We start from the raw sequence: 3330 nt of genomic DNA on the forward strand, positions 1-3330 counted from the left end.
CCCGAGTAACCTGCGCCGACCGCCGCCACCAGTTCCACTTCCAGTCTGGCCAGTGGACGCCAGGCGGAGAAGGGCGCGCGGTTGGGGATGGGCGCAGGTGGCAGGACGTTGGCGGGCGGGCACCAGGAGAGTTCACCTGCGACCTTGCAGCCGGCCTGGGCGCCGACGAACAGGTCGAACGTGCCGACTTCTCCCCTGCGTTGAGCCACGTCTACGCCGGCGAGGCTGGTGAACCCGCTGGCCTGATCGAGTGTCAGGCTTCTGGAAAGCATCAGGCTGGCGCCGGCAAAACCCCAGGCCTTGGCACTGAGCGTGAGCGAGAGCTTGCCGAAGTCCAGGGTGCGAACGCTGCCGTCATAGGCGGTGTAGTCGACAAGCAGGGATTGCGCTTCGCTGCGCTTGGGCAGTTCTACGTTTAGCAGATTGACTTCGCCGCGCCATGCGGTGACGTCCAGTGCCACGTTGGCGCCCATCAACTGAAGGCCCTTTTGCCATTTCGGGCCTGTGACGGAGACCGAGCTCTGCAGGCTGCTGCCCTCTGGCAGCAGGCTTCGCATGAGTTGTGCTTGAGGACTGTTGTCGAACAGCATGAGGTTACGCAACTGCTTGTCTTCAAAGACCATGGCCTTGAGGGTGTCGCCCCAACGCTGGCGTTTATCGGCGCTTTCCAGACTGTCGACTGTGAAGTTGGCTTTTTTCAGTTCGTCGAAAAAGATGTCCGGCTGGAACAAGCCCAGGCTGTCGAACCACGGGCCTTTCTCAGCCAATGGATGGGCGCCGCCTGCTTTGAGCCAGTCGCTGAAGGCGCGGTCTTCGTCGGCGGCGTTGGACATCGGTTTTGGCATCGCTTTCAGGTCGTTGAGTGCTTGCGTCAGCGTATTGCTCGTTTCTCTGGCCAGGTATTTGAGGCTGATGTGGTTCAGCATGCTGGTGGATGACGCGCTGCTGAGCTCTCTCAACGGGAAGTTGGACTTGGCGAGTCGTTCGAGGGCTTTGGGTTTATAGTTTTCCGGCTCCCATACGAAAAGACGCGGGGGCATCGCGTGCCGAATCCTCGCCTCGGCGGTGTTCTTGAGCTGCTCGGCCCTGGTGTTCAACGCGCGCCATTGATCTTGCAGTCCAGCGAAGAGTGCGCCCGGCGGGGCCGCCTTGCCGGCAGTGGCCGAAACCCATTCGGAATAACGTGCATCGATCCTCTTTTCCAGAGCCGCGCGTTCAGTCAGCAGTGCGCAGTAGGCCTGGAACGCCTCGGTTCCCGCATACACGTCGTCAGGGCTGAGCGCGAATTCGGGAACCGCGATGCCATACTCGGCGAGTTCGACGATGGCCTTGACGTATTTCTCCACCTTCTTTTCAAGGATGAGGAGGGTTTCCTGTACGCCTTTCAGCGCGTTTTCATCCACCACATCGGCTCCCGTCAGCTTTTCTCTCAGCGCTTTGTAGTGCTTCAGAAATTGCCAGACGGTTGCGTCCGAGTTGGTGCGAAAGTCGAACACATCAAAGCCTTCTGCGACGGCCTTTTCCCGCTCTACCAAGTACCGCTTCATCGCATCGCGTGCCTCTAAGGCACGGGGCGTATAAAACACGCCGTTTTCACGCTTGTAACCTAGCGCCTCCGCACGCCTGTTGGAGACCTGCTCCAGGTCCGACATGTTCTTTTCATGTTTTTCGATGCGTTGCTTCGCCCTGAACATCTCGCGCTCGGCGTGCATCGCTGCTGTGCTGTCGCCCTGAGCCCTCGCCGCGAACCATTGCTGTCTGCATTGCGCTCTTTTATCGGTGTCCTCGGCGATCGCGTTCCGGGATTCGAGATAGCGATGGCGCTCTCCCGTCCCGCCGTCGTCGTCTTCGAGAAAGGCTTCAGGCCCCGGCGTGAGGAAGTAATCCAGCAACCCGGCATCGGCGATGTTGCTCATCCGCGTTGCCTTGTCGGTATCGACGGTCTTTTCCTTGAGCTGACTGGCGCTTTCTTTCAGTTGATCCGTCAGGCGCTTGGGCAGCAGCCAGAAGCGGCGCTGCCCGGTCACGTAGATGATGTCGTGAAAGCGAGTGCTGCAGCCTGGCTGGTTGTCCTTGCAAAAGACTTCGGTATCGACGGGGCGCGTCGGCTGTTCGGCCAGAAGGATCACGGGCGTCATCTGTGGGGTGGTTTGGGTTTCGGACGTACCTGTCATTTCAAACTTCCAGTTGTTTTACTTTTTCAAATGCCAATAGGTCGCTGCTCAGCACGCTCATGACGTGGGGATTGCTTTGCAGGGGGAATTGGTTCAGCCGGGGCAGCAGGCGTTCCAGATAGCGACCTTCGTCAATACCGTGCTCGACGAGCAGGTTCAGGTTGCCGAGCACGATCGGTAATTGGTGATCACTGATTTCACCGACGCATTCGGGTGCGCGGGTACGAACCCAGTACCACATGCGCATGTCGGTCGACGCGGCGAGCGTATTGTCCTCAAGCAGCAGGGGATAAGCGGCAGCATTCGATATTTCGACGAGATCGTGTGGTGGCGACCATGCCCGCCACCGCGCGTCGTCGATGGTCGCGGGTGGGGTATGCACGCTCTGCCAGGGGCCATAAAGCAGTTGCGCCGGTGCCGTAAGCGCCAGTGCACTCCAGAAAGCCGGATCGTAGAAGCGCGCAAGGACCTCGCCTTGACCGCGGACAGTCATGCGCAGCAGGCGCTGGGCATGCAGGAAAGCGGTTTCAGGAGGGGCATTGCTGCTGATCAGAATGCCTGAGCGACTGGCAAGGCATAACTCGGCAGCTTTCGCTGCCAGCGCAGTTCCAGCCTTGACGGGGAGCCAAAGCGGTCCGACGTCCAGGAGTTCTGTGAATGGCGTACCCCGAAAGAGACGTTCGATCCCGGTGACGCCATCCTGTTGGTACAAATACTCCATGGCTTTGGGTTGGCGTACGCGGTCAATGATGCAATACAGCGTACGATTGCCATCGAGCCAGGGAGCCTTGTCGCCGGGCTGTTCAAGAAACCGGCTTAACCACGCAGACATGGGCATACCTCCCGTGTGCAAATACCGTTGGCCTGCTTGCCACAGACCGGGACGACGGGCAGACCTTCTGTGCTTTTTTGTACGAATGGATTGAGCATGGCGGGTGCCGGTATTGCTCCGGCCTTGTCCGTATCAGCCTCCAGCAAAGCACCCGGCAGAAGCGGTGCTGCGCCGCTTCCAGTCCCGGGACTGCCTCCGCTGTTCAGCTTGATCTGCGCCCCGGTGATGCTGACCCCGCCCGCGTCGATCTTGATGAAGCTGCCGCCCGCCTTGAGGGTCAGTTCGTTGCCCGCTTCGATCACCACTTTCGCGCCGCTACTGAGA

The 3330-nt window shown here is 59.8% G+C and carries 2 protein-coding genes and 1 pseudogene; all 3 read right to left on the minus strand.

From position 1 onward, the window contains the following. Positions 1–2174 (minus strand): hypothetical protein (locus BMY73_RS27670; RefSeq protein ID WP_139214301.1); only part of this gene is annotated, 2174 nt, incomplete at its 3' end. A gap of 1 nt (position 2175) precedes the next feature. Beyond that, complete coding sequence (locus BMY73_RS27675; RefSeq protein WP_175500259.1) at positions 2176–3006, minus strand: DUF4123 domain-containing protein; 831 nt, start codon at positions 3004–3006, stop codon at positions 2176–2178. After that, a pseudogene (locus BMY73_RS27680) lies at positions 2991–3330 on the minus strand (DUF2345 domain-containing protein); the annotation flags it as partial. The pseudogene BMY73_RS27680 and the gene BMY73_RS27675, both read right to left, overlap by 16 nt.

It is taken from the genome of Pseudomonas sp. NFACC02, from assembly GCF_900110765.1.
Taxonomy (GTDB): domain Bacteria; phylum Pseudomonadota; class Gammaproteobacteria; order Pseudomonadales; family Pseudomonadaceae; genus Aquipseudomonas.